Below are 25,067 nucleotides of genomic sequence, written 5' to 3'. Positions count from 1 at the left end.
GCGGATCAGCGCTTCATTCAGAACTTGGTCAATATAAAAATGTTTAATTCTTGAAAAACGACAACTCTGCGTGTCCATTTAGGCAATTAATCCTCATTGAGCCGTTTATACGGCACGGCAATACTACAAATAATTTTTTTCATTCTCAAATGAGCTAACAAAAATGAACAATTCAGGTCTATGGACTTGGCCCATAAACCTGATCATTCATTTGCATTGAATTTTAAAGACTGTCTTATTCAATGGTTTCCAGTCTATGTTTAGGCCTAAACATATTGGCAACCAGTACAAACATAAATGGAATAAAGATCAGCACCAAGACCGTTCCAAAGACCACTCCACCCAAAACACTGATCCCGATTTCCTGACGACTGACCGCACCCGCACCAAAAGCAAAAACCAAGGGAATCACCCCCGCGCCAAAAGCAAAGGATGTCATCAGAATCGGGCGTAAACGCAAGCCTGCACCCTGCAATGCGGCCTGAATGGCATTTTTCCCCTGAGCCTGTGCCATTGCCGCAAACTCAACAATCAGAATCGCATTTTTACAGGACAAACCAATGGTGGTCAGCAAGGCAATCTGGAAATACACATCATTCGGCAAACCAAAACTATGCGCAAAGATAATACTGCCTCCAATCCCCAAGGGAATTGCAGTCATCACCGCCATTGGGATACGCAAGCTCTCATATAGGGCGGCCAAACATAGGAAAATAAATGCAATGGAGATTAAATATAGCCAGATTGCCTGATTGGTTGACTGCTTTTCCTGATAGGAAAGTCCTGTCCACAATAATCCCAGTCCCTGTTGCTGGCCCACCAACTGCTCAATATCCTTCATGGCCTGTCCAGAGGATTGGCCACTGCCCACATTGGCCTGTAGTTGCAGGGCGCTATAGCCCATATAACGCTGCACAATACTTGGATTCCCTGCCCAGGACGTATTTGAGAATGAGCTGAATGGCACCATCTGGTTTTGACTGTTGCGGACTGACCATTGATATAAATCTTCTGGTTTGGAACGAAACGGTGCATCACCCTGTAGAATCACCTGCTTAATCCGTCCCCGATCAATAAAGTCATTTACATAGGTTCCACCCCATGCCGTTGACAAGGTGCTATTGATATCATTCAGGTTTAGGCCATTTGCCAACGCCTGTTTATAGTCAATCTTCACATTCAGGGTCGCTTTACTGTCGGTTGACTGCTTATCAAGATTCTCAAAGCTCGAAAATTTCTGACCGAGCTGCTGTAGCTGCTTAAAGCTTTGATCAAGGAATTGGTCGCCCTGACCATTCAAGTCCTGAATCCAGAAATCAAGTCCATCGGTTGAACCCAGACCATTTACCGAAGCGGGTAAGGTCACGTTAATCTGGGCATTGGGAAATTGGCTAAAATATTTAAGCGCCCGTTTACGAATGGCTTCGGCAGAGTTTTTCTGTCCTGTACGTTCATCCCAATGATTCAGTGCAATAAAACCCTGTCCTAAGTTCTGCCCTGTACCTGAGTTATTGCGTCCATAACGAATCAGTACCAGCTTGACATTGTGTTGTTCATTCTGGAGAAAATATTGTCGAATCGACTCACCCACTTCCTGACTTTTGGACAGTGGTGCGCTATCCACCAGCCTAAATTGCACACTTAAGATTCCTTGATCCTCTTTCGGCAGGAAACTGCTTTGCAAGCCTTTATAGAACAGGGCAAATACCGCAATCAATGCAATAAATATCACCAGAACAGGGGCTTTATAGCGCAATGTGGTCTGGACTAAATTCAGGTATTTGGTTTTTAAGCGTTCAATCCCGTTATTGAAGTGAACAGCCCATTTTTTAGGTTGATGGTTCGGTTTTAGAATCAAGGCACACAATGCAGGCGTCAGTACCAAAGCCACCAACAGTGACAATATCATGGCAGCAACCAGGGTAATGGAGAACTGGCGATAGATCACACCAATTGATCCTGCAAAGAAAGACATTGGAATAAAGACCGCAGTCAGCACCAGCGTAATCCCAATCAGTGCGCCACTAATTTCCTGCATTGATTCAGTGGCAGCCTGTTTGGGAGAGAGATGCTGCTCATGCATCAATCTTTCCACGTTTTCCACCACCACAATGGCATCATCCACCAACAGACCAATGGCAAGGACCAAAGCAAATAAGGTTAAAGTATTGATACTAAACCCAAGCAACTCCAGCACAGCAAAAGTACCGAGAATCACAATCGGTACAGTAATACTTGGAATCAGCGTGGCACGCCAGCTTTGCAGGAACAGGAACATCACCAGAATCACCAAACCAATGGCCTCAACCAATGTCTTGATTACTTCCTTGATGGATTCCTGAACAAAAGGTGTGTTGTCACGTGGATAAACGATTTTATAGCCAGCAGGCAATTTGCTGGATAACTCATCCAGCGTCTGGTGAATCAGTTTAGAGGTCTGGATGGCATTGGCACCCGAAGAAAGTGAAATTCCCAAACCTGCCGCTGGATAACCATTAATGGTGTTAAAAGACTGGTAATTTTCTGCACCAAGTTCAATACGGGCAATGTCCTTGAGTAAAACAAAACTGCCTGAGACATTGGATTTAACCACGATTTGCTCAAAGTCCTGAATGGTTTTTAATCGGGAACCTGAAGTCACTTTGGCATTGAGATATTGACCATCCACCACAGGCAAGTCACCAATTGCACCCGCGGCAACCTGCGTATTTTGGGTACTAATCGCTGCAACAATATCATTGGGGATCAGGTGGTACTGGATCAGTTTATTGGGGTCCAGCCAAATTCGCATGGCATACTGTGAACCAAACACATCGGTTTCACCCACCCCATCAATACGATTTAAATTATCCAGTACATGGGTTGAAAGATAATCGGATAAGGTGATGTTAGTTGATTTTCCTGTACTGTCATATAACCCCACCACCATAAAGGTATCACCAAGTGACTTACTGACATTGACACCCTGACGCTGTACCGCATCGGGCAAACGCCGAATCACACCACTGATTTTATTTTGTACCTGAACCTGTGCGGTATCTGGATTGGTGCCATTTTCAAAACTGATGGTAATACGGCTACGGCCTGAGGCATCACTGGTTGAACTAAAATACAGTAAATGGTCAAGCCCCTGGATTTGCTGCTCCAATACCTGAGTAACACTCTGCTCAACAGTTTTGGCATCTGCCCCACTATAATTTGTTGAGACAGTAATTTTAGGCGGTGCAATATCAGGATAGCGTTCCACAGGTAAGTTGAGAATCGCGAGTATCCCTAAAGCCATGACGATAATGGCAAGTACACCTGCAAAAATGGGTCGCTCAATAAAAAACTTAGATAGCACGGCTGTTCATTCCATGGTTGAAACAGTCAATTTTTCAAAAACATAAACCAATATGGTGACTTTCAGCATATGATCATTACCGAGCTTTCCAGCAAACACCATCTCTATTAACATATCATTGCAAAAAGCGGAAATTGCGGAGAAATAATGGATTTTGGAGATTTAAGGGAAATAATTTCAATGTTCATTTGCATGAGAAATTAAAGCTTTGCTAAACAATTTAATTTGCTGTGCAATCAAATACTTCCCAATTTTGAATTGACACATCCTCCACTTAAACCGATATTAGCACGCTTATTACTCTCTCCCACTGTATTAGAACCATATGAAAGCCAGCTTAAAAAATTTTAATATTTTGCTGCTTATTGTGCTGCCTGCGTTAATCACGGGCGGTCTGTTGATTTCTGCTGGAAATTTAACCGATGGTTTACGACTGGGCTTCCTATCCTTGCCTGGAACAATTTTTCTTATTCTCGCCATCATTAAACAGAAAAAATATTGGCATGTTCTCACCATCATATGGTGGTTTATTTTCTGGCTTGATGCACTGTTACGTTCCAGCACATGGTTTCTATTTAACAGTGACAATGAGGCCTATTTTATTATCGAGGCGGTTGCCAATACCAATCAGCAGGAAATTCTGGAATTTTTTGAATTACATCTCGCCTCTCTTATTCTGGTCTTATCAGGCTTAGCTTTTCTTACAGTGAGCTATAGCTATGCAGTATTTAAATATTTAAGTGCAAATGACCTTTTGCAAGTCTGGAATCAACGTTTTTATCGTTTTTTTATCATTTTTTTAATATTATTAACGATCACCAGCTATTTAATGAAGCCCTCGCGCAAAGTTCACCCTGTGGTATTTTGGCAAGACTATCATGCCAAAATTCAGAATTTTAAAAACAGGATCAAGCAACATAAAGCTGTACATCAGCAATGGGATCTCAGCGCAAAACAGAATCTGGTCTTAACTGAGCAGGCAAAAGGCAAACAAACCCATGTTCTGGTACTTTCAGAAAGTATCACCAGCCTGAATTATGGTGTATGTGGCTATCCACGAGATACCACACCAGAACTCAGTAAACGATTGAATCAGCTTAAAGTGTTTTGTAACGCCTTTTCACCTGCTCCATCCACCATCAATGCCTTACGAGTTTTATTGACGGAAAGCCCTGCATCGGAACATGATAAATATTCCCCTGAAAGTGTGCTGGCCTATGCCCGAGCGGCAGGCTATAAAATTTACTGGATCAGCAATCAGGACGATGTTTATCTCTCCTCCCTTTTTGGTTCCTATACGGATAAAGCCATTTATAAAAACAGGCGTTCAGGACGTAGCAGCAGTTCTCTGGATGAAAACCTGCTCCCTGATTATCAGCAGGCACTAGCTGACCCTGAACCGAAAAAATTGATTATCCTGCATTTGATCGGTGCCCATCCCAACTATCAGGAACGTTATCCAGCAGCATTTAACCGCTTTACCAGCACCAGTAATGATGCGGTGGAAACTGACCTTAAAAACAGGGATATTGACCCGTGGATTCGTTCGCTACGCAATGATTATGACAACGCCGTGTTATATGAAGATTCCTTGTTGGCCAAATTTCTGGATGAGTTACAGGCCGATCATGTACCAGACTTCAGGTCATTCATGGTGGTATCGGATCATGGCAATGAAGTCGGGCATGAAATCGATTATGCAGGCCACAGCCCAAATACCAAGGCGGGTTATCAGGTTCCCGTGATCATGTGGTATGACCATATCCCCTCAACTGGTGTGGATAAAACCAGGACACTGAACACGGCAGAACTTGATGACAACCTGATGCATATCATGGGACTTAAGGAAAAGTCAGCGCCAAAACGGACATACTGGCTGGATGGCAATTATCAGTTTAGTCCTGAGGAAAATTGGCCTTATTGGAAACACAGGCCATCCTGATATTCAAAGTTAAGAACGAATCCTGAGTCTTACGATACTCCACATTTGCGGATATGCAGTTAAATAAAATCTCTCTATGCTGAATATAAAGCAACATAGAGAGAAAAATGCTATGAAAAAAACTTTTTTAGTCATTACCTTAGCGAGTCTTTTAACAGCATGTGGCGGTTCTGACAATGATCATGACTCTGCAACGCCAGACAATCCTAATCCCCCTACCCAACCAAATGAGTCAAAGGTCGGGGTATTTAGAAATGGCGAGATTGTTTCAGGTGTTCACTATCAAACCAGTGGCGGCACACAGGGTGATACCAATGACAAGGGCGAATTTAATTACAAAACTGGAGAAAACATTCGTTTTAGTTTAGGCAATGTCCAACTGGGGGATGAGGTGAGTGCCAAAGCAGTCCTCACTCCTGTAGATCTATCTGAAAAAACCAATGTTAAGGAAAATCTGGTTGCATTTATTCAGTCTCTGGACAGTAATACAGCATTAGCAGGTATTCAGGTCAGTGATCAAACCAAAAATGTTTTAGCGGGGACACCCATCAATTTTGATCAAGCTTCAACAGCGTTTGTACAGGACAGCAATGTTAAAAAGACGATAGCAGAATCAGGAACAACCCTAGTGGATTCTGAAACAGCCAAGGTCAATTTAAGAAAGGCATTTTATAGTGATATTGCAGGCGTATGGCAACTATCCTCAACCAAGGCCAAAGAAAAAACCCTGGTTTATGTGGATGCAAATGGCAACTATGTGATGGGACAGGCCTCTGCTAAAGATGCATATGGACAAGCTGGCATTGAGATTGGTAATTTTAATATCGACCCAATTACTTCACATATAAAAGCAACTGCAAGTCTTGATAAAAATGGTGAATGGGGCTTTGCTGGTTCCGACACCGATATTTATCTTTCCTATGGTGAGCAAAAAGACAGCTTGCTGATACGGGAACCGAGTGACAACAATGCCCGTTATACCCTGACTAAAGTTCCAAATCAGGAAAACAGTTTGGTCGGTTCATGGCAGATGCCGAACCACATCTTTACGTTCTTTAGCGATAATAGCTATTTCCTACTGCACACTACAGAAGAAGATTGTGCATTCAATGGCTTAGAATATGGTAAATACAGTGCCACCAATAACACGCTGAAAGTTTCTGAGATTTATTATGACACCACAGGCTGTGCTGGTTTAGTTGATTCCTATCATCCAGAGCTGGTTCCTGGACAATATGATCTAGACAGCTACACATTCACCATTAAGCAAAATGACTCACTTGCAGTTCAATATGAAAATGAAGAACCCGCAATTTTCAAACGAATAAAATAATCCAACACATGCCCTTTCATTCAAACCGATGAAAGGGCCCAAACTAAACGATATGCTCAAAATCCAGTGTAAACCCTGCCAGCAATTTTAATAATTCAGCTTGTGAATTACACTGCGTTTTCGCATAAATCGTTTTAAAATAAGTCCGTACTGAGTGATAAGTCAGACCTAGATGTGTTGAGATTTCCTCAGTCTTCAACCCCTTAAAAAATAGCACACAGATTTGTACTTCACGATGTGACAGCCCATACAACTGCTGCACAAACTGTTCCGCCAACTGGCACTTTTCATGAACTTCTGTAATAAACAGCGCAACCCGTTGTCGCTGATCAATCTGGAAGATATGTGACTGGTCAGATAATGGCGTGACTGTCAGCATAATCGGATGTTCTCCCTGTTGCCCATAAATTCCCAGAACACCGCCAACATCTTCTGCATTAACGGTATTGTCCTTAAACAGTGCACTTTGAATCAAACGGTGCAACTGTGCATGAAACTGGGCAGGAGCATATAAATGGTTATATTGATCAATGCTCAATAAGGCAGAATGTTCTAAAATATGTTTGGCCTGAAGATTACTGTAGGCAATATTCATCTGTTCATCTAAAATGATTACGCCTGTCCTTAGCCCATCAATCAACTGATACAGTTCACTGTTTTCCTGCCTTACAATACTTAACTGCCGATGAATTTGTAGGGCACGACGCAAATGCTTGCCTAATCGGGCCAACAGTTGCAGTTCCTCCACAGTGTAGGGCGGTGCTTTTGGGGTACGGTGTACTGCAAATACCGACCATTGATATTTCCCCTGTTCAAGCAGAACAGCACCAAAACGGCTAATCCCAGCAGTTCTTAAACATCGGTCATGAAAAATATATTCATCTGAATATTCAGGCATATCTGCATAATGACTCAAATCTGCATGCACCACCCCGCCAATGCCAGCCTGCTGCCATAAAGGGACATGCAGTTTCATATCAATCACATTGATACATTCATCCTGATAGGCTTCTAAAGCTGATTCAGGAATGTTGTAGGTATAGACAAAATCAAAACTGGGATTCAGCTGATCAACCGCAGTAAAAATAGCAGTATTACTCTGTGTATATTCAACAATGGACTGTAAAACCTGTGTCCAAAGCTGATGATCCAAGGCAGCATCATAAATCATCCCAATAATATGATTCTCCAGTTGTTGCATACGCTTTGGCCCCATAAAAATCCTTTTAAATGCACCTTTAATTTTTATATAAAAAAATTAATAACTTAAGGAATTATTCACTCATTTTGTAACGCTATATTTTTTAATGATATGCAATAACATGATTTTTATAGGATTTTTTGTACAAAAAAAACAGCAACCAAACTTAACTAAACCAATAATTAAAAATCTATTCTTCATATTTTTAATTCTTCAGCCTTTTCATAAAATTATCATCTTATTGTCTTTCATAAGTTAAAGAAATATTTAAGTCAAACTCAGGTGAATAAATAAGGGCAGATCACCTGCCCCTATTTTATGGATGAGCCAGTTGCTTGCGTTTAACCTGTTGCCATTGCCACCAGCCATAGGCTGCCAGCAACACAAATGCAGCATATAAACCTGCGGTCAGGAACAGTTCCTTGTAGATAAACATACCCACATAGACAATATCCACAAACACCCACAACACCCAGGTCGCAATATGCTTACGGCTGGTCCAGTAGGTCGCCAGCAGGCTAAATGCAGCCAGTTGTGAATCCAGCATTGGTACGGCGGCATCAGTAAAATGCTTTAGGATCAAGCCAAACAACAAGCCACCGATTGCAGCCAGACACATTTGTAGCAAAACCATTTTGCTAGCGATCGGTTCAATCCGAATCTCATGATCCTGACGCTTGCCTTTTAGCCAATAATAGAAACCATAGAAATTAATCACCATAAAGAAAAATTGCAGAATGGTTTCGCCATACAGCTTAAAAGTAAAGAAAAGATAGGCATATAAAATGAAAGCCAGAAAGTTAAACCACCAGCACCACATATTGCGTTGAATGGTTAAGGCAACCCCAATCACACTAATAATGACGGCTATTATTTCTAGAGGAGACAATAGAAAACTTCTTATAAAAACTGGATGACATCATTATGGAAAGATTCTCATTTTAAGCAATCACAAATTCTTTATTTTATTCACTGATATTTTTATCATGATTTGAGATTATAACTATTTTTCAACCCAAGCTTATGTTATAAAAATCTATCGTTTATTTTTAAATCATGCTCATGTTGGCAAAGCAAGTTTCCTCTACACGCCTGATTATGATTCCGCACAGCATTCCCGCCAGTGCGGCATGGCGACGTGTCTGCATTTTAATGCGGGGGACTTTGCAAATATTCAGCCGATGACAATTTAAAAGCATCATTTGAACAGCAAGGTCGCCTCAGTAGCGACCTTTTTTATTGCCCTATTTTTTTAAATCTAAAAAAACACATTGTTGCGATTGCAACAATAACAGGAGATTTCTCATGTCACAGTTTCAGCAAAAGAATTTTATACAGACCACACAGGTGCAACCGACTGTAGTCCCTGCCAACCCTCGCCTTGCTACAGTCGGTCAATTCATTGCTGTGGTGCTGATCTGGTCATTGACCCCATTGGCAGCCGTCTGGACAGTGCATGAAATTCATTGGGCGTGGGGCTTGTTTCTACGATTCAGCATTGCCATTCCTCTGGCCTTGATCTGTCTGTTTTATTTTCGACTAAAACTCATCATCAATAAAAAATCCCTGATGAGTTATGCCGCAGGAGCATTGGGGTTGTTTGGTTCAATGACCTTTTGCTATATCGGCGCAACCCGAATTTCATCTGGCATGATCTCGATTATTTTTGGCACCGCCCCATTATGGTCAGGCTTGATTGCGGTGTTTATTTTAAAGCGCGAACATTTTTTAAAACGTCAATGGTATGGACTGAGTCTTGCCATATTCGGTTTAGCGCTCACGATGGGAATTGGCGCTGATCATATTCAGATGGATATGCTGGGCGTTGGCTATGTGATGCTGGCCGTATTTCTTTATGTCATTTCAATGTTTGCTGTGGCGAAAGTTGGTGCTGACATCCATCCAATCATTCAGACCACAGGTTCAACTCTGGTGTCATGGTTGGGCTATGTATGCCTGCTGCCCTTTTTTCTGAATGAGATGCCAACGCAATTGCCGAGTTTACAGGCAAGTCTGGCTATACTTTATAGTGCGTTTTTTTCTTCCATACTCGCAATGATTTTTTATTTTCACCTCATCCAGAAGTTGAATCCAACCACGGTGATGCTGATCACGATCCTTACACCTGTATTGGCCACCTTTTGGGGTGTATTTTTTAACCATGAGCCCCTTAGCTCACACTTGATTATAGGTTTAATTTTCCTATGCTTAGGCCTGTCTTTATATGCCTATCGCAACAAAGCCCGTGTGTTGTAACGATTAAAACTGATAGGTCAGCCAAAATGATCTATCAGTGGATGGTATCCATTGACGAGCCACAGTAAACTATAGCCACTCACATTGTGAGCTCCCAAAGATTTGATCAAGGATGAAAAAATCGATGCGTACCTACCTTTTATGGCTATGGTTTGGCTTAGTTCTGGCATTACAGGGTTGTATGCATGCCGCCGTTCAACCTATCTCTACCCAAGTCAAGACCAGTGAATTAAAACAGCGCTATTATCAGGCAAAAACCATCGCTCCCGATGGCACGATACTGGCTTTTACTGTTTATCAGCCACATTTAAAGGTCGGGCAAACTGCGCCTTTGTTATTGCATACGCATGGTTTTGGCTTGTCCCGTATGAAACGCCCTAGCCTGAGCCTGTATGGTTTTCTGCTACCGACTGGACAAGTGGCAAAAACAGCCTGGCAAAATGGTTATTGGGTGATTAGTTATGACCAGCGTGGGCATGGCAATAGTCAGGGTAAAATTCGCCTTGCCGATCCTGAAAAGGAAGCTCAGGACGTGATCAGCATCATGAACTGGGCTGAACAACATCTTCCTCAATTGGCAAAAAATCAGAACGGTGTCCGTGCAGGTATGATTGGTGAGTCCTATGCAGGCGGCATACAGTATTTGGTTTCCGCTTTAGATCCCCGTCTACAGGCGATTGTACCGATCACAACATGGTATGACATTGTGAATAGCCTTGCCCCGAATGGGATTCCCAAAAGTGACTGGATTACATTCCTCAACCTGATTGGTGACTGGTGGAACTGGAACAAGTTTGATCCTGAATTGAAACAGGCCTATGTCGATACCCAGCAAGGTCAATTAAAGGATTCTACCTATAACTTCCTTAAAACCCATCAGGCCAGCTGGTTTTGTGAACATGCCCAGGCACCAAAAGCAGATGCCCTGATTATTCAGGGATTTCGGGATGTATTGTTTCCATTTAATGAAGGAGTCAAGGCTGCACAATGTATTCAGCATGCCCAGCATGAGGTACATTTAATCGGTGTTCAAGGTGGTCATTTACAGCCTTTTGCCCAACATTCACCGTTGGGCAATACACCATTTTGGTATATTGGCAAGTCAGTCAGTTGTGGCAATAAACAACACTATAATTTGCAAGATACGATTATGGCGTGGTTTAACCAGAAACTTAAAGATCAAGCACCTATAACATTGCCTGAATTATGTATTGACCATAGCCCTGTAAATCATCTGAGTGATTTAACACCTAGCACACACTACAGCATTGCCAAAACGTGGATTGCAGCAACACCGAAACAGGCAGTGTTTATTCCCATTCATAGCGCAACCCAAACCACTTATATGACGGGTTCACTACAGTTGACACTCAACATTGAGTCAAAGTCTGGGCAAATCGCTCCAACCCTGTTTATTTCCGTTGCAGTAAAATCAGCCAGGACGGGCAAATACCAGATTCTAAATGAACAGACTACGCCATTGAATCCAGCAAAAAAACGCCTTTATGATCAGGTGATACAAGGTTCATCACAGCAAGATGGAGAAGGTCAAAATATTGAACTTCCAAGTGTCAATGCAAAATTGCATAAAAATGATACTTTGGGTTTATTGATCAATAGTGAAAGTATCTATTATCAAAAAATCAGACAGCCTAAAATTGAGGCAGGGATTTCAGGGCAAATTGTTTTACCCAAACTTTGGAGTGAAACAGCGCAATAATCATTTTTTAAAGAGGAATTTTAGTTTGGGAGTGCAGCTTACCACTCCCGATTGGCAATCAACTCTTCCATTTCAATCTCCAAATATCCCGCCTCCTGCACAATCATCATCATGGCTTCAGCAATATAATCTGCAGCCGTATCGTCCAGGCTTGAATCTAGATCATCAAACTGCGGTTTCATTTCGTTAATTTCAATCAGGGTTTGATGGGCGAAACGATAAATATCCGATTCAGATATGCCTGAATCAGCTACTTTTTTTGAGAACTGCTGAATATGCTGTTTGACTTCGGCAACCAGAATATCGGGATAATATTCATCATCAAACATGGGGAGGAGTAAATCTTCAAACATACACAATAAGATGTCAATAAAACGCCATGCTTATAGCATAATCTGCTGCAAATCACGAGATTTAGGCATTAAAAAAGCGGTTTTTCCGACCGCTTTTCATCAATTTAATCTCTAGTCCTTTTTAGCACTGAGATTTTTTGCGATTTTTGCCAGCTCAATAAATTCCTCTCGCATTAAATAAGGATCAGGTTTGGCTGACTGCTGAGCCAGTTGAATAATCTGATCCCAGCCCATTGCACCATTATATTCTCCACCTTTTAACTGCTGGGCATAGGAAGCCACCGCAATCGCAAAACGGGTATCATTACTGGCTTGGGATAAAGATTTACGACCTACTGGCACAGGCTGATTCAATAAAATACTTTTATCCTGATTCGGTAATTTATAACGCACATTGACAAAAGCATATTCCGAGGTATTTCCTGCATTGGTTTTTGTCGGGGTTTGGTAGCGTGAATCATTGAGCCAGCCTTGCTGCCCGACTGGAATGATCTCATAAATGGCAGTGACATTATGCCCCGCCCCAATATCACCTGCATCAACCTTGTCGTTATTAAAATCTTCCTGTTTCAACATCCGATTTTCATAGCCAACCAAACGGTATTCTTTTACAGTCACTGGATTAAACTCGACCTGAATCTTGACATCCTGCGCCACTGTCGCAAGTGTGGATGAAAGCTGACGCTGCACCACTTTTTTGGCTTCATTCTTATTGTCGATATAACTGTAATTACCATCGCCTGCATCGGCAAGCTGCTCCATCAACTGTTCATTATAGTTGCCTGTTCCAAAGCCCAATGTCGTGAGCGAAATACCACTTTTGCGCTTTTCCGCCACCATGCCTTTTAGGGTACTAAAATCGGTGATCCCGACATTAAAGTCACCATCCGTTGCCAGCAAAATCCGATTGATGCCATTTTTCAGCATGGCTTTTTCAGCCTGTTGATAGGCCAGTTGAATTGCCTGCTCGCCTGCGGTTGCACCACTCGCCTGCAAGGCATCAATCACACGCAAAATCTTGTCTTTTTGATCGCCCGAAGTAGGTTCCAAAACCAGTTTTTCACCACTAGCATAGGTAATAATCGTTACCTTATCTTGCGGACGTAGTTGCTCAGTCAATAAACGTAGAGTTTGCTTAACCAAGGGCAATTTATCTGGGGCATCCATACTTCCTGAGACATCAACAAGGAAAACCAGATTGGCTGGTGGTAACTGTTTGGTTGCCAAGTCTTTGGCTTGAATACCAATTTTGATTAACTTGGCATTTTCTTTCCACGGTGAATCTACCGTTTCAGTGGTGACTGAAAAAGGATGAATATTGTTGGGCTGTGGATATTGATAATCAAAATAATTAATCATTTCTTCAGTACGAACCGCATCGACTGGCGGTAAACGTCCATCATTCAGGAAACGGCGAGTATTGCTATAACTGCCTGTATCAACATCAATGCTAAAGGTTGAAACTGCCTGATCTGCAACCCGATGTACAGGATTCACATCATTTTTCTGATATTTTTCAGTGTTTTGCTCTAAACGCTGGCGTTCCATTGCAGGTGCGGGCATGGCTGCAATTGCCAATACAGGACGTGGTGTCGCCATCGCTTTCATACTTGCAGACATGGCCTGATCATGCGCTTCCATTGCAATTTGGCGATGTTGTGGTTCAACTGATTGACAGGCGGCAATCATACTGCCAAGTACGGTTAAAGCAAATATTTTTGCAAGATGATGCATTTTCAATTTCCCCAATTTTATTTATCTTTTCAAATGTATGGCTAGATCAAAATCATTGTATGCAAAAAAAGAAAGATACACCGTATTTGAATGTATCTTGATCTTCATAATTTCTTTTAATATTTTATAGTGATTAAAAAATAATCCTCACTATTCAATCGCATAATTAATGGTGACCACCACACGGGCAATTTTATTAATGGTGGCTTTATCATAGGCTCCACCATAATCACTATCTTCATCCGAACCACTTTCAGGCAAAATATAAAATGCACCCTGACTGGCTGAACGCATGCTCCCCACTTTCGCACCTCCCACCTTGGCAAATTCATTGGCACGGCTATAGGCATTCTTGGTGGCATTGGCAATCAATGACATTTTAATTTCTTCTAAATTAGACACCAGATAATCAGGTTTTTGGGCAATTGCAATGCCCTTTTCATCCAGCAAATACGCATCTTTGGCTGCCTTTTCAATCTTTTGAATATCACGACTGTTGATCACCAAAGACTGCATTGCAATATAGCCTTTAAACTCACGTCGGGTTCGCCCCTCATCCGTCTCCACCTCTTCATAATAAGACTGGGAACTCTTATTGCCCAATTGCATATCAGCGGCTTTAAACCCATGCTCAACAAAGAAATCCTGCAAGGTTTTCATTTGCTGATCAAGTAACTGGTAGGCCTGTGGAATACTGTCTGAAGTATGGCTGGTTTGCAGGTTAATTTCCCAACGGGCCGAATCTGCCTGAATTGGTTTTTCTGCCAATCCCTTGACGGTAATTGAATTACTGCTGTTATTAAACTGCTTCACGGCATAGCCAATCACCGCAGCCGAAACAATAAATCCTAGACTGAGAATGAGTGCAAACACCCACAAGCTTTTATATGTAATTGTTTTATTTTCCATTTTTCAATATCACTCATTCTATTTAATCTTATGGAGCAAGCCAATAGAACCTTAAGGTTCTATCAATACCCTAAACTATTATTGATTTAACATCATTTTCCAGACGTTAATGGCATCACTGGTCGCTTTGACATCGTGCGCACGGACAATACTGGCACCCTGCTGAATACTCATTAGATGTCCTACAACACTGCCCACCGCACGTTCTTGTGCAGGTACACCATTTAAGGCTTCACCAATAAAACGCTTACGTGACAAACCTGACAAGATTGGATAGCCCATCTGGTTCAGCTTCCAGAATTCATTCAATAATTGAAAATTCTGTTGAGCATTTTTAGCAAAACCAAAACCAGGATCAAGGATAATATTGTGCTTTTTGATTCCCATTTCGAGTGCCTGATCCAAGCGTTGCTGTAACTCATACATCACATCTTCTGTGACATTTGTATATTGATCAAGCTGGTTCATATTGGTTGGTTCACCACGCATATGCATCAGGATCACAGGAATATTCAACTCAGCAGCCGTTTCCAATGCTTGCGGACGGGTTAAGGCACGAACATCATTCCAGATATGTGCGCCCGCTTTTACAGCAGCACGAATCACTTCTGGCTGGCTGGTATCTATTGAAATGACCACATCATATTTTGCCAATGCTTCAACCACAGGAATCACACGCTGAATTTCCTCCTCAAGCTCAACAGGTGACGCATTGGGGCGTGTGGATTCTCCACCAATATCAATGATACTTGCGCCCTCTCCCATCATCTGTAAGGCACGTTCAACCGCCTGCTCCTTATGATGATGCTGACCGCCATCACTAAATGAATCAGGGGTGACATTGAGAATACCCATAATCTGGGGTTGGGATAAATCCAGTGTAAAACGACCACAGTGTAACTGGCACTGTGGTAATGGCATCAACTGCATTATCAAAAAACTCTTAACACTTTACGAATCACTTTAGTTTAACAAGACTCTCCTGAGAACATTGTTGATTTATTTTCAGCTTGGCTAAAATAAGGACAAAAAAAGAGCCGCTTTTAGCGACTCTCCTTGATTTTAACCATTAGCCCATTGCTGGTAATGGTGGTGGTGTAGATGGACCATCTTTCGGTGGTTCAAATGCAGCCACTGGATTTTCAGGAATATAGACCTTAGGTGGTTGTGGTTCACGACCTTCCATAATGTCACGGATTTGATCACGATCAATCGTTTCCCAATCCATCAGTGCTTTCACCATTGCATGAGCGATATCTTTATTATTTTCCAAGATATTACGTGCAACGGTATATTGCTCATCCAAAATACGACGTACTTCTTCGTCTACTTTTTGTTGAGTCGCTTCTGAAATAGTACGGCTACCGACATTACCGAAGAAACCACTCTGGTTTTCGTCCTCATACACCATGACACCAAGTGCATCTGACATACCATATTTGGTGACCATTGCACGTGCCATTTTGGTTGCACGTTCAAAGTCATTGGATGCACCAGTTGACATGCGGTTGATGAAAATTTCTTCCGCAATACGACCACCAAACAGGATTGAAAGTTCATTCAACATCTTGTCTTTATAATGGCTGGTCTGGTCTTGTTCAGGAAGCTGCCAAGTCACGCCCAATGCCCAACCACGCGGCATGATCGTTACCTTATGCACAGGATCTGTACCTGGTAGGATTTCAGCAACAATCGCATGTCCAGCTTCATGGTAAGCCGTTGCACGACGCTCTTCTTCACGGATCACCATTGACTTACGCTCAGGACCCATGTAAATCTTGTCTTTTGCATCTTCAAAGTCATGCATGTCAACCGTATTTTTATTACGACGGGCAGCAAACAAAGCAGCTTCATTGACTAGGTTCGCAAGTTGCGCACCAGAGAAACCAGGCGTACCACGAGCAAGGACCTTAACATCGACACCAGTCACTGAAGGAAGTTTCTTCAAGTGAACATTCAGGATTTGCTCACGACCACGGATGTCTGGCAAACCAACCATCACCTGACGGTCAAAACGACCTGGACGAAGCAAGGCTTTATCAAGCACATCAACACGGTTGGTTGCAGCAATGACAATCACTCCCTCATTACCCTCAAAACCGTCCATCTCAACAAGCATCTGGTTCAGGGTTTGTTCACGCTCATCATGACCACCCCCTGTACCTGAACCACGGTGACGACCCACCGCATCAATCTCATCAATAAAGATGATACATGGCGCATGACGTTTTGCCTGTTCGAACATATCACGGACACGTGATGCACCCACACCAACAAACATCTCAACAAAGTCAGAACCAGAGATACTGAAGAAAGGAACCTTGGCTTCACCCGCAATGGCTTTTGCCAATAATGTTTTACCTGTACCTGGAGGACCCACCATCAATACACCACGAGGAATGGTCGCACCAAGACGTTTAAATTTAGCAGGGTCTTTCAGGAAATCTACAATTTCAACCACTTCCTGTTTTGCTTCGTCACAGCCAGCAACATCAGTAAATGTGACCTTGATCTGGTCTTCAGAAAGCATTTTTGCCTTTGACTTGCCAAAGCTCATCGGACCGTTTTTACCACCAGCACCACCGCCCATATTACGCATGAAGAACATGAACAACAGGATGATCAGCAATACAGGGAAACTCGCAATGAGAAGTTGCATCAAAATGCCCTGGCGTTGTGGCGCTGTGCCCTCAACCACTACATTTTGTTTGTTCAAGCTTGGTAGCAACTCAGTGTCTTCTACTTGTGGGCGAACCGTCTCAAATGAAGAACCATTGGTTTTCTCACCACTAATATTCAAGCCATCAATGGTGACCTGTTTAATTTGCCCAGCATTCACCGCTGCAACGAAATCTGAATATTTCATCGCTGCAGGCTTATTGCGGTCACTGACGTTGCTAAAAATCAAAATCAGAACACCGAGTATGATGAGCCACAATACGGCATTCTTGAAGTAATCGCTCAAGGCTTTATTCCCATATCAATCTAATTTGATCATACCTAATCTTGGCTGACCTTCACAAAAACAGCAATGAATTTGCGTTGCAAAAAACTTAAAAGGTACAAAATGCACAATTTTTAACATCTTGGCAAGTACACTTTTTATTGCAATGCCTTTTTACGACCCTGTCCAATCAAAAAAACCTCTTTTGACCGAGCGCGTGACGCCGCAGGTTTGGCTGTTTTTAATACATCAAAACCATCAACCACCTGTTTTCTAAACTCATCAAATCCTGAACCCTGAAACACCTTAACCACGAACTGTCCATTTGGTCCTAAAACTTTCTGAGCAAAATCCAGTGCCAACTCACACAAATAAATTTGGCGTGGCTGGTCGACAGCCCTATTACCTGATGTATTGGGGGCCATATCAGAAATTACAATGTCTACCTGACGACCATTTAAAATATTTAACAATTTTTCGAAGACTTCCTCTTCCCTAAAATCACCCTGTAAAAAGGTCACATCGGGAAGCGCATCCATTGGCAGGATATCGGATGCAATCACCAAACCATTGGCACCGACCAGCTTACCTGCGATCTGTGACCAGCTACCAGGCGCCGCGCCCAAATCGACAACTGTCATGCCAGGTTTAATCAGTTTATATTTTTCTTGGATTTCGAGTAACTTATATGCTGCGCGTGCGCGATACCCCTCTTTCTGCGCCTTTTTAACAAAAGGATCATCCAGATGCTCTCTCATCCACGCACGACTGCTTTTAGACAATTTTTGATTGGTAATGCGTGTCGCCATAACTCACTAAATTTCAAAACACTTCTGATTGGTCATTGTACGTGAAAATTACTCTCATTACAGTACGGATGTAGCGTAATCACACGAACTTTTACAGATTTTTTTCGATCAACATCATTGGTTATTTCAACAGTTTCTTGAATATTTATGATCAGTCTGCCTACTGAATCTATCTTAGGTTTGGGATGCAGGCTATACTAGGTCGTTTTTCAAATCAGGTATTTTTAATGGCGGCTTTATCTATCCATGAACGTAAGCGTTTACGTCAAATTGGTCATGCACTTAACCCAGTTGTAATGGTTGGTAGCCAAGGTCTTACAGAAAACGTCATTGAAGAAACGAATCGTGCGCTAAATGACCATGAACTGATTAAGGTGAAAGTTGCGGGTGAAGACCGTGATGCGCGTGCGGCAGTGATTGATGCCCTTGTTGAGGCGACTGGTGCGGAATCGGTACAGAAAATTGGTAAAATTGTTTTGCTTTATAAAAAGGCAGCCAAACAAAACCAGCATCTTTCCAACCTCGTTCGTTTTGCTCACCTCAGTAATAAGTAAGCAATGGCAAGTTATGAATTGTCGGCTTTTGATCGCTTTAACGCCATTACGGTGGTTGGGGCGATTGAGCAGCAAACACCAGCAACTGTGAATGTTGGTTTCTGGGTGCGTGACCCAAATCAGTTTCTGATTTATCCCGATCAGGTTTCGGCACACCCCCGCCGTGACTTTTTATGGGAACAGACCTGCTTTGAGATTTTTATTGGTGTGAAAGATGAGGATTTCTATCGTGAAATCAATCTCTCCCCCTCTCAGGCATGGCAGGCCTATCAATTTGAAGAATATCGCTTTCCAGAAAATATGCCGCCCGTAGCTGCCTATGATATTGAGTTGAACCATTTACAGCGTACCCACTATGGCTTAAATGTCAGTCTGGATTTATCCCAGTTTATGCAGCAAAATAAATTGAAATGGGCTGACCTGTATCTTGGTTTAACCGCAGTGTTAAATACCACTCAAGGCATACATTACTTTGCAATGCAGCATAGCAGCCCTCAGGCCGATTTCCATAACAAACGGGATTGGCTGCATCAGTTTTAACTTTTTTTAATAAGTCTAAAAACAAAAAAGCGAGAACTCAATTCTCGCTTTTTTATTGGCAAGCGATGACTTAGCTTGCACGCACCTTGTTCCAAGCTTCAACTGCTTGTTCTTTGGTACGTTTAAAGCTCTCAGTCAAAGTGTCTTTGTGTTTTACTGAAATCTGGCTAATGTCATCTTTCAGTTCTTTGCTGACTTTGCTTAAGTCTTCAACCAAAGCATTTAACTCAGTTTTCAAGGCATTCTTGAATTCAACCAGGTCTTCTTGAGACAAGTTAAACTGGGCCTTGATCACTTCAATACGCTGTAAAATGTCTTGCTTGATTTGTGCAAACTGATTTTGAACAGCATCATTGAGTTCTTTTGCTTCAGCTTCAATTTTTTCCTGAGTTTCAGCAATGACTTCTTTCGCCTGTTCCTGAGTCTCAGCAATCACCTCTTTCGCTTTTGCTGTCTGCTCTGCAACCACTTCTTTCACTTCAGCGGTTTTTTCAGCAACGACTTCTTTCGCCTTTGCCGTTTTCTCAGCAACAGCCTCTTTTACCTCAGCCGTTTTTTCTGCTACAACTTCTTTAGCTTTCGCAGTTTTTGCCACGACTGTTCCTTTCACTTCTTCAGTTACAGTTGTTGCAGTTTGATTTTCAGCCATTTTGATTCCCCTCTATATTGATTGTTGCTTTTTTGGCTATATATAAGATAAAGCCCTTTCTACCTAAAGCCCTAAAAAATTGTTAGACAATTTGCATAATATCTCATGATATATTTATAAGAATGACTGATTTTGCAATAGACACCTGTCCATTTAAACTTATAAAAGAAAAACACCAATTCCTGACTTTAATAGACAAAACACATAGACTTTTCACCTACTCATGCGTATAATGCGCTGTTAAGTTACAAGCGAGCAGACCAGAAGGAGGGCATGTTTTTTTAAGACAGCCTGCCTTTTTTTATGTCTACTCGCTTTTTTACAGCCCTATTTTTGTGGTTTTAGTTCAGGAGCTTTGGTTTGAGCACCCCCGCCATTTTAGCCCTCGCAGATGGAACGGTCTTTAAAGGAACGTCTATCGGTGCATCGGGTAGTACGACTGGTGAAGTCGTTTTTAATACCGCCATGACTGGTTATCAGGAAATTTTGACTGATCCAAGTTACGCACAACAACTTGTGACGCTGACTTATCCTCATATTGGAAATACTGGCTGTAATAGTGAAGACGTTGAATCAGGTCGCATCCATAAGGTATGGGCGAATGGTTTGATTATTCGTGATCTCCCTTTATTACACAGCAACTTCCGTTCTGAACAATCGCTGAGCGAATATCTGGAGCAACACAATGTTGTTGCCATCGCTGATATTGATACACGTAAATTGACCCGTATCTTACGTGACAAGGGCGCGCAAAATGGCTGTATCCTTGCTGGCGAAAATATTACAGAAGAAGAAGCCATTGCAAAAGCGCGTGCATTCGGCGGCTTAAATGGCCTGGACCTCGCAAAAGAATGCTGTGATCCTGAAGGTTTTGAATGGACCGAGGGTTCCTGGGCTTTAGGTCAGGGCTTTACCCAACCTGAATTAAAATATCATGTTGTGGCATACGATTATGGTGTCAAAACCAACATCTTACGTATGCTGACAGACCGTGGTTGTAAATTGACTGTTGTTCCTGCACAAACCCCTGCTGAAAAAGTACTTGCCTTGAATCCAGATGGCGTATTCCTGTCAAATGGTCCTGGTGATCCAGCGGCATGTGACTATGCAATTGAAGCGGTGAAAACCCTTGTTGAAACCACAAACCTGCCAGTATTTGGCATTTGTTTGGGTCACCAGATTTTGGCACTCGCTTCTGGCGCAAAGACCATGAAAATGAATCATGGACATCATGGTGCGAACCATCCTGTACAAAACCTTGAGAATGGTACAGTGATGATCACCTCACAAAACCACGGCTTTGCTGTCGATGAAAGCACTTTACCTACAAACTTAAAGGTGACACACCGTTCACTGTTTGATGGTACAAACCAAGGTATTCATCGTACTGACAAACCAGCATTCAGCTTCCAGGGTCACCCTGAAGCCAGCCCTGGTCCACATGACTGTGCACCATTGTTCGATCATTTCATCGAACTGATTGAAGCAGCTAAGAAGTAATTAAGGAGCGAATAATGCCTAAACGTACGGATATTAAAAGCATCTTAATTATTGGTGCAGGTCCGATTGTCATTGGTCAGGCGTGTGAGTTTGACTACTCAGGTGCGCAAGCATGTAAAGCGCTTCGTGAAGAAGGCTACCGTGTTATTTTGGTCAACTCGAATCCAGCGACCATCATGACTGACCCTTCAATGGCGGATGCAACCTATATCGAGCCAATCACCTGGCAGACGGTTGCACAGATCATTGAAAAAGAGCGTCCAGATGCGGTTCTGCCAACCATGGGCGGTCAAACAGCATTAAACTGCGCACTTGCACTCGATGCCAACGGTATTTTAGAAAAATACAATGTTGAATTGATTGGCGCATCTAAAGAAGCCATTGAAAAAGCAGAAGATCGTAAACTGTTTGATATCGCCATGCGTAAGATCGGTCTGGAATGTCCACGTGCTGATGTTGCTGAAAGCATGGAACATGCGCTGGAAATCCAGTCACGTTTCGGTTTTCCAGTGATCATCCGTCCATCATTCACCATGGGTGGTTCTGGTGGCGGTATCGCATACAATAAAGAAGAATTTATTGAAATCTGTGAACGTGGTTTTGATCTTTCGCCAACCAAACAATTATTGATTGATGAATCTTTAATTGGCTGGAAAGAATACGAGATGGAAGTTGTTCGTGACAAAAACGACAACTGTATCATCGTCTGTGCGATTGAAAACTTCGACCCAATGGGTGTACACACAGGTGACTCTATCACGGTTGCGCCTGCACAAACATTGACCGACAAAGAATACCAGATCATGCGTAATGCATCGGTTGCGGTTCTTCGTGAAATCGGTGTGGAAACAGGTGGTTCAAACGTTCAGTTCGGTATCAACCCGAAAGATGGCCGTATGGTCGTGATCGAGATGAACCCGCGTGTTTCTCGTTCATCTGCGCTTGCCTCTAAAGCAACGGGTTTCCCAATTGCCAAAATTGCTGCGAAACTTGCAGTCGGTTATACGCTGGATGAATTGAAAAATGACATCACTGGCGGTATTACCCCAGCGTCATTTGAACCATCAATCGACTATGTTGTAACAAAAATCCCTCGTTTTAACTTCGAGAAATTCCCACAAGCTGAGCCTGTATTGACCACTCAGATGAAATCTGTGGGTGAAGTCATGGCAATTGGTCGTAACTTCCAGGAATCGGTTCAAAAAGCACTTCGTGGTCTAGAAGTCGGCGTAAGTGGCTTTGATGAAAAAGTTGAAGCGGGTACAGCCAATGCCAAAGACGTTATCTTAAAAGAACTTAAAGTGCCAGGTCCAGAGCGTATCTGGTATGTGGCTGATGCATTCCGCCACGGTTTCTCTTTAGATGACGTATTTGAAGCAACCAAGATTGACCGCTGGTTCCTGATCCAGATCGAAGACATCGTAAAAACTGAAAATCAAATCAAAACTTTAGGTTTTGGCGATTTAAATGTCGATAATATTCGTGCGTTTAAACGCAAAGGTTTATCTGACCTGCGTATTGCCGATTTGATGGGCATTTCACAAAAGCAATTCCGTAAGCATCGCTGGAATCTGGGTGTATATCCAGTTTACAAACGTGTTGATACCTGTGCTGCCGAGTTTGAATCTGGTACAGCATATATGTACTCAACTTACGATGAGGAATGTGAAGCCAATCCATCCAGCCGTGACAAGATCATGGTGATTGGTGGTGGTCCTAACCGTATTGGTCAAGGGATTGAGTTTGACTACTGCTGTGTACACGCTGCCCTTGCAATGCGTGAAGATGGTTATGAAACCATCATGGTCAACTGTAACCCTGAAACGGTTTCAACTGACTACGACACATCTGACCGTTTGTACTTCGAGCCTGTAACACTTGAAGATGTACTTGAAATCGTACGTACCGAGAAGCCGAAAGGTGTAATCGTACAGTACGGTGGTCAAACTCCTTTGAAATTGGCGCGTGCCTTGGAAGAAGCAGGTACACCAATTATTGGAACTTCACCTGATGCGATTGACCGTGCAGAAGACCGTGAACGTTTCCAGCAAATGATTCAACGTCTACAGCTTCGCCAACCAAACAACAGCATTGTCAAATCTGCTGAAGAAGGTATTTCAGAAGCGGCTAAAGTGGGCTATCCACTGGTTGTTCGTCCATCTTATGTATTGGGTGGCCGTGCAATGGAAATCGTGTATAACGAAGATGAGTTAAAACGTTATCTTCGTGAAGCAGTTCAGGCATCGAATGAAGCCCCTGTCCTGCTTGACCGTTTCCTTGATGATGCAACTGAAGTTGATGTGGACTGCGTATCTGACGGTAAAGATGTTGTGATCGGCGGGATTATGCAGCACATTGAACAGGCGGGGATTCACTCTGGTGACTCAGCATGTTCGATTCCACCGTACTCGCTTTCACAGGAAGTTCAGGACGAAATGCGCCGTCAGACTGTTGCCATGGCAAAAGAGCTTGGCGTTGTCGGTTTGATGAACGTTCAGTTTGCCGTAAAGGGTGATGATATTTACATCCTTGAAGTGAACCCACGTGCATCCCGTACTGTTCCATTCGTATCGAAATGTATTGGTGAGTCTTTGGCGAAAGTAGCGGCACGCTGTATGGCGGGCCAATCGCTTGAGTCACAAGGTTTCACCAAGGAAATCATTCCAACTCACTTTGCAGTGAAAGAAGCGGTGTTCCCGTTTGCTAAATTCCAGGGTGTTGACCCAATGCTTGGGCCTGAGATGAAGTCTACAGGTGAAGTGATGGGTGTTGGTACAACATTTGGTGAAGCTTTCTATAAAGCTGTACTTGGCTCAAATGAACGTTTACCAGGCTTGCCGACTGAAGGTGAAGTGAAGCATGCATTCCTGTCAGTTCGTGAATCGGACAAGAAATACATTGCAAACATTGCCAAGCAGTTAATCCAGTATGGCTTTAAACTGGTTGCAACAGGTGGTACCTATCGCGTGCTTAAAGAAGCAGGTTTGGAATGTGAATCTGTGAATAAAGTCACCGAAGGCCGTCCACATATTGTTGACCGCTTGAAAAATGGTGAAATTCATCTTATTGTCAACACCACTGAAGGCAAACAGGCTCAATATGATTCTGCAATGATTCGTCGTGCTGCCCTACAAGGCAAAGTGTACTACACCACGACCATCAATGGCGCAGAGGCAGTTTGCCAAGCATTTGCCGTGAAATTGCCAATGGATGTTTACCGCTTGCAAGATTTACAAACTGTAGGTTAATTCTGTACCGATAAGCCCCGCCACCTTATCGG

General features: G+C 42.7%; 18 protein-coding genes. 8 read left to right on the top strand and 10 right to left on the bottom strand.

Annotated elements, in window-relative coordinates; genetic code table 11:
* Window positions 1-235: 235 nt before the first annotated feature.
* The gene (locus N5J47_RS09125; protein ID WP_279959650.1) at window positions 236-3,343 is read right to left on the bottom strand and encodes a multidrug efflux RND transporter permease subunit; all 3,108 of its coding nucleotides are present in this window, start codon (window positions 3,341-3,343) and stop codon (window positions 236-238) included.
* A 325-nt stretch (window positions 3,344-3,668) separates the two neighbouring features.
* Between N5J47_RS09125 and N5J47_RS09120 the strand changes: the two genes are divergently transcribed.
* On the top strand, window positions 3,669-5,285 hold the full coding sequence (locus N5J47_RS09120; protein WP_279959649.1) for a phosphoethanolamine transferase: 1,617 nt from the start codon (window positions 3,669-3,671) through the stop codon (window positions 5,283-5,285).
* A gap of 112 nt (window positions 5,286-5,397) precedes the next feature.
* Window positions 5,398-6,618, top strand: a complete 1,221-nt coding sequence (locus N5J47_RS09115) for a hypothetical protein (protein WP_279959648.1) — start codon at window positions 5,398-5,400, stop codon at window positions 6,616-6,618.
* Between the two features lie 43 nt (window positions 6,619-6,661).
* Here the strand turns inward: N5J47_RS09115 and N5J47_RS09110 are convergent, their stop codons facing one another.
* Both N5J47_RS09110 and pnuC read right to left on the bottom strand, forming a co-directional pair.
* Complete coding sequence (locus tag N5J47_RS09110) at window positions 6,662-7,834, bottom strand: helix-turn-helix transcriptional regulator (RefSeq protein ID WP_279959647.1); 1,173 nt, start codon at window positions 7,832-7,834, stop codon at window positions 6,662-6,664.
* Between the two features lie 301 nt (window positions 7,835-8,135).
* Entirely contained in the window at window positions 8,136-8,708 is a 573-nt protein-coding gene (gene pnuC / locus N5J47_RS09105) for a nicotinamide riboside transporter PnuC (protein ID WP_279959646.1), read from the bottom strand.
* A 416-nt stretch (window positions 8,709-9,124) separates the two neighbouring features.
* Between pnuC and N5J47_RS09100 the strand changes: the two genes are divergently transcribed.
* Together N5J47_RS09100 and N5J47_RS09095 are read left to right on the top strand one after the other, a co-directional pair.
* Entirely contained in the window at window positions 9,125-10,075 is a 951-nt protein-coding gene (locus N5J47_RS09100) for a DMT family transporter (protein ID WP_279959645.1), read from the top strand.
* Between the two features lie 124 nt (window positions 10,076-10,199).
* A complete protein-coding gene (locus N5J47_RS09095; RefSeq protein WP_279959644.1) occupies window positions 10,200-11,795 on the top strand; it encodes a CocE/NonD family hydrolase in 1,596 nt (531 codons plus the stop codon).
* Window positions 11,796-11,833: 38 nt separating this feature from the next.
* On the opposite strand, the gene N5J47_RS09090 is transcribed toward N5J47_RS09095, so the two are convergent.
* The 6 genes from N5J47_RS09090 to rlmE form a co-directional block, all read right to left on the bottom strand.
* Complete coding sequence (locus N5J47_RS09090; RefSeq protein ID WP_279959642.1) at window positions 11,834-12,148, bottom strand: DUF5713 family protein; 315 nt, start codon at window positions 12,146-12,148, stop codon at window positions 11,834-11,836.
* A 111-nt stretch (window positions 12,149-12,259) separates the two neighbouring features.
* Window positions 12,260-13,882: a VWA domain-containing protein gene (locus tag N5J47_RS09085; RefSeq protein ID WP_279959641.1), complete on the bottom strand. Its 1,623-nt coding sequence runs from the start codon at window positions 13,880-13,882 to the stop codon at window positions 12,260-12,262.
* Window positions 13,883-14,032: 150 nt separating this feature from the next.
* The gene (locus N5J47_RS09080; RefSeq protein WP_004676664.1) at window positions 14,033-14,791 is read right to left on the bottom strand and encodes an SIMPL domain-containing protein; all 759 of its coding nucleotides are present in this window, start codon (window positions 14,789-14,791) and stop codon (window positions 14,033-14,035) included.
* Window positions 14,792-14,869: 78 nt separating this feature from the next.
* A complete protein-coding gene (gene folP, locus N5J47_RS09075) occupies window positions 14,870-15,721 on the bottom strand; it encodes a dihydropteroate synthase (RefSeq protein ID WP_279959640.1) in 852 nt (283 codons plus the stop codon).
* A 139-nt stretch (window positions 15,722-15,860) separates the two neighbouring features.
* The gene (ftsH, locus tag N5J47_RS09070; RefSeq protein ID WP_249570579.1) at window positions 15,861-17,756 is read right to left on the bottom strand and encodes an ATP-dependent zinc metalloprotease FtsH; all 1,896 of its coding nucleotides are present in this window, start codon (window positions 17,754-17,756) and stop codon (window positions 15,861-15,863) included.
* 137 nt (window positions 17,757-17,893) lie between these two features.
* Entirely contained in the window at window positions 17,894-18,544 is a 651-nt protein-coding gene (rlmE, locus tag N5J47_RS09065) for a 23S rRNA (uridine(2552)-2'-O)-methyltransferase RlmE (RefSeq protein ID WP_004676658.1), read from the bottom strand.
* 227 nt (window positions 18,545-18,771) lie between these two features.
* Here rlmE and yhbY point away from each other — a divergent pair, with 227 nt between their 5' ends.
* Together yhbY and N5J47_RS09055 are read left to right on the top strand one after the other, a co-directional pair.
* A complete protein-coding gene (gene yhbY / locus N5J47_RS09060; RefSeq protein WP_034423105.1) occupies window positions 18,772-19,098 on the top strand; it encodes a ribosome assembly RNA-binding protein YhbY in 327 nt (108 codons plus the stop codon).
* A 3-nt stretch (window positions 19,099-19,101) separates the two neighbouring features.
* A complete protein-coding gene (locus N5J47_RS09055; RefSeq protein WP_279959639.1) occupies window positions 19,102-19,638 on the top strand; it encodes a DOMON-like domain-containing protein in 537 nt (178 codons plus the stop codon).
* A gap of 70 nt (window positions 19,639-19,708) precedes the next feature.
* Here the strand turns inward: N5J47_RS09055 and N5J47_RS09050 are convergent, their stop codons facing one another.
* Entirely contained in the window at window positions 19,709-20,287 is a 579-nt protein-coding gene (locus N5J47_RS09050; protein ID WP_267980352.1) for a hypothetical protein, read from the bottom strand.
* A gap of 360 nt (window positions 20,288-20,647) precedes the next feature.
* Here N5J47_RS09050 and carA point away from each other — a divergent pair, with 360 nt between their 5' ends.
* The gene (gene carA / locus N5J47_RS09045; RefSeq protein WP_279959638.1) at window positions 20,648-21,787 is read left to right on the top strand and encodes a glutamine-hydrolyzing carbamoyl-phosphate synthase small subunit; all 1,140 of its coding nucleotides are present in this window, start codon (window positions 20,648-20,650) and stop codon (window positions 21,785-21,787) included.
* 14 nt (window positions 21,788-21,801) lie between these two features.
* Window positions 21,802-25,035, top strand: a complete 3,234-nt coding sequence (gene carB / locus N5J47_RS09040) for a carbamoyl-phosphate synthase large subunit (RefSeq protein ID WP_279959637.1) — start codon at window positions 21,802-21,804, stop codon at window positions 25,033-25,035.
* Window positions 25,036-25,067 lie beyond the last annotated feature (32 nt).

It is taken from the genome of Acinetobacter sp. GD03645 (assembly GCF_029845285.1).
Classification (GTDB): domain Bacteria; phylum Pseudomonadota; class Gammaproteobacteria; order Pseudomonadales; family Moraxellaceae; genus Acinetobacter; species Acinetobacter corruptisaponis.
The sequence above is the reverse complement of the archived record's forward strand: the minus strand, read 5'-3'. Positions and strand labels throughout refer to the sequence as shown.

What these genes read in the sequence shown, in the direction of transcription:
- N5J47_RS09055 (WP_279959639.1), top strand. Translation starts at nt 19,102, where the DNA reads ATGGCAAGTTATGAATTGTCGGCTTTTGATCGCTTTAACGCCATTACG.
- carB (WP_279959637.1), top strand. Translation starts at nt 21,802, where the DNA reads ATGCCTAAACGTACGGATATTAAAAGCATCTTAATTATTGGTGCAGGT.
- rlmE (WP_004676658.1), bottom strand. Translation starts at nt 18,544, where the DNA reads ATGGCGACACGCATTACCAATCAAAAATTGTCTAAAAGCAGTCGTGCG.
- N5J47_RS09115 (WP_279959648.1), top strand. Translation starts at nt 5,398, where the DNA reads ATGAAAAAAACTTTTTTAGTCATTACCTTAGCGAGTCTTTTAACAGCA.
- N5J47_RS09050 (WP_267980352.1), bottom strand. Translation starts at nt 20,287, where the DNA reads ATGGCTGAAAATCAAACTGCAACAACTGTAACTGAAGAAGTGAAAGGA.
- folP (WP_279959640.1), bottom strand. Translation starts at nt 15,721, where the DNA reads ATGCAGTTGATGCCATTACCACAGTGCCAGTTACACTGTGGTCGTTTT.
- yhbY (WP_034423105.1), top strand. Translation starts at nt 18,772, where the DNA reads ATGGCGGCTTTATCTATCCATGAACGTAAGCGTTTACGTCAAATTGGT.
- N5J47_RS09120 (WP_279959649.1), top strand. Translation starts at nt 3,669, where the DNA reads ATGAAAGCCAGCTTAAAAAATTTTAATATTTTGCTGCTTATTGTGCTG.
- N5J47_RS09110 (WP_279959647.1), bottom strand. Translation starts at nt 7,834, where the DNA reads ATGGGGCCAAAGCGTATGCAACAACTGGAGAATCATATTATTGGGATG.
- N5J47_RS09090 (WP_279959642.1), bottom strand. Translation starts at nt 12,148, where the DNA reads ATGTTTGAAGATTTACTCCTCCCCATGTTTGATGATGAATATTATCCC.
- N5J47_RS09085 (WP_279959641.1), bottom strand. Translation starts at nt 13,882, where the DNA reads ATGCATCATCTTGCAAAAATATTTGCTTTAACCGTACTTGGCAGTATG.
- N5J47_RS09080 (WP_004676664.1), bottom strand. Translation starts at nt 14,791, where the DNA reads ATGGAAAATAAAACAATTACATATAAAAGCTTGTGGGTGTTTGCACTC.
- N5J47_RS09095 (WP_279959644.1), top strand. Translation starts at nt 10,200, where the DNA reads ATGCGTACCTACCTTTTATGGCTATGGTTTGGCTTAGTTCTGGCATTA.
- N5J47_RS09100 (WP_279959645.1), top strand. Translation starts at nt 9,125, where the DNA reads ATGTCACAGTTTCAGCAAAAGAATTTTATACAGACCACACAGGTGCAA.